Source organism: Streptomyces sp. NRRL WC-3549 (assembly GCF_000721935.1).
Taxonomy (GTDB): domain Bacteria; phylum Actinomycetota; class Actinomycetes; order Streptomycetales; family Streptomycetaceae; genus Streptomyces.
Genome location: NZ_KL585401.1, coordinates 14,098 through 16,141, shown reverse-complemented (window position 1 = coordinate 16,141; position 2,044 = coordinate 14,098). Strand labels below are relative to the sequence as shown.

The 2,044-nt window shown below is 73.0% G+C and carries 2 protein-coding genes; one reads left to right on the top strand and one right to left on the bottom strand.

The window, feature by feature from the left end:
* Positions 1 to 1,016, bottom strand: a 1,016-nt coding sequence (gene iolC / locus IH13_RS0116515; protein WP_031085150.1) for a 5-dehydro-2-deoxygluconokinase, incomplete at its 3' end; no start/stop codon positions are given.
* Positions 1,017 to 1,132: 116 nt separating this feature from the next.
* Here iolC and IH13_RS0116510 point away from each other — a divergent pair.
* Positions 1,133 to 2,044: sugar phosphate isomerase/epimerase family protein (locus IH13_RS0116510; RefSeq protein ID WP_031085149.1), on the top strand; the 912-nt coding region annotated here is incomplete at its 3' end.

Genomic DNA, 2,044 nt, shown 5'->3' with positions numbered 1-2,044 from the left:
GTCCCGGACGGTCCCGCCCCGGCGGCCGTCGCCACCGCCGCCGGGACGGCCCCCTCGGCGAGGGCCTCCTCCACCTCGTGGGGGAAGGGCATCGCCGAGGAGCAGGGGAGGCGGGAGGCGACGATGGCGCCGGCGGCGTTGGCGTACCGCATGGCGCGTGCCGTGTCCCAGCCGGCGAGCAGTCCGTGGCAGAGGGCACCGCCGAACGCGTCTCCCGCGCCCAGCCCGTTGACCACGTCCACCGGCAGGGGCGGGATCTCGGCGCAGGCGCCGTCCCGGTGGACGGCGAGGACACCGGCGGGGCCCTGCTTGACGACGGCGAGCTCCACCCCGGCGGCCAGCAGGGCCCGGGCGGCGGCGTGCGGTGCGCGTTCACCGGTGGCGATCTCGCACTCGTCGACGTTGCCGACGGCGACCGTGGCGTGGGCGAGCGCTTCCCGGTAGCGCGCGGGCGCGTCGTCGGCGTCGGCCCAGAACACGGGACGCCAGTCCAGGTCGAAGACGGTGGCGCGCGGGGCCGCCGCCGCACCCGGTGCCGCGCCGCGCGCCCGCAGGGCGGTGAGGGTCGCGGTACGGCTGGGCTCGGCGCACAGTCCGGTCCCCGTCATCCAGAAGACCCGGGCCTCGCGCACCGCGTCCAGGTCGAGTTCGTCCCCGTGGATCTCCAGATCGGGCGCCTTGGGCTGCCGGTAGAAGTAGAGGGGGAAGTCGTCCGGTGGGAAGATCTCGCAGAAGGTGACCGGGGTCGGGTACTCCCCGACGGGGGCCACCCACCGGTCGTCCACCCCGAACTCCCCCAGCGCCCGGTGGAGGTAGTCGCCGAAGGGATCGCGGCCGGTCCGGCTGATCACGGCGGTCCGCCGGCCCAGCCTGGCCGCGGCCACCGCCACGTTGGCCGGTGAACCTCCGAGGAACTTCCCGAAGGTCTCGACGCGGTCGAGCGGTACACCGGTCTGCAACGGGTAGAGGTCCACCCCGATCCGGCCCATGGTGATCACGTCGTACGGCTCAGGCATACACGTCCCTTCGACTGGCCCCAGGTCTAGCCCTACCCCGGACACCTGTCAACACTTTGTCCGGACATTCGGAGGAAGCCTTGACACCCCGTCATGAGGCCGGAAGGGTGGGCGATATGACCTCCTTCGCACCGTCTCCGACCGGCATCCGCATCGGTTCGGCACCCGACTCCTGGGGGGTGTGGTTCCCCGACGACCCGCGGCAGGTTCCGTGGGAGCGCTTCCTGGACGAGGTCTCCGAGGCGGGCTACGAGTGGATCGAGCTCGGCCCGTACGGCTATCTGCCGACCGACGCCGCGCGGCTCCGGGAGGAGACCGCCCGGCGGGGTCTCGCCGTCTCCGCGGCAACCGTGTTCACGGGACTGCACCACGGCCCGGGCGTCTGGGACCGGACGTGGGCCCACGTCGCCGACAACGCGGCGCTCGCCCAGGCCATGGGGGCCGGGCACCTGGTGGTCATCCCGTCGTTCTGGCGGGACGACAGGACGGGCGAGGTGCTGGAGGACCGCGCACTCACGGCGGCGCAGTGGCGCGACCTCACCACGCAGACGGAGCGGCTGGCCCGCGAGGTGCGGGACCGCTACGGGCTGCGGATCGTGGTGCACCCGCACGCCGACACGCACATCGACGGCGAGGCGAACGTCAACCGCTTCCTCGACGCCACCGACCCGGACCTGGTCTCGCTCTGCCTCGACACCGGTCATTACGCGTACTGCGGCGGCGACAGCGTGAAGCTCATCGAGACCTACGGCGAGCGCATCGGCTACCTGCACCTCAAGCAGGTCGATCCGGAGGTCCTCGCGGACGTCGTGGCGAACGGGGTGCCGTTCGGTCCGGCGGTGGCGCGCGGGGTGATGTGCGAGCCGCCCGGTGGGGTACCCGCGCTGGAACCGGTCCTGGACGCCGCACGCGCCCTGGGGAAGGACCTGTTCGCCATCGTCGAGCAGGACATGTATCCCTGCCCGCCCGACAAGCCCCTGCCCATCGCCCGCCGCACCCGGTCGTTCCTCCGCAGCTGCGGGCCCTCC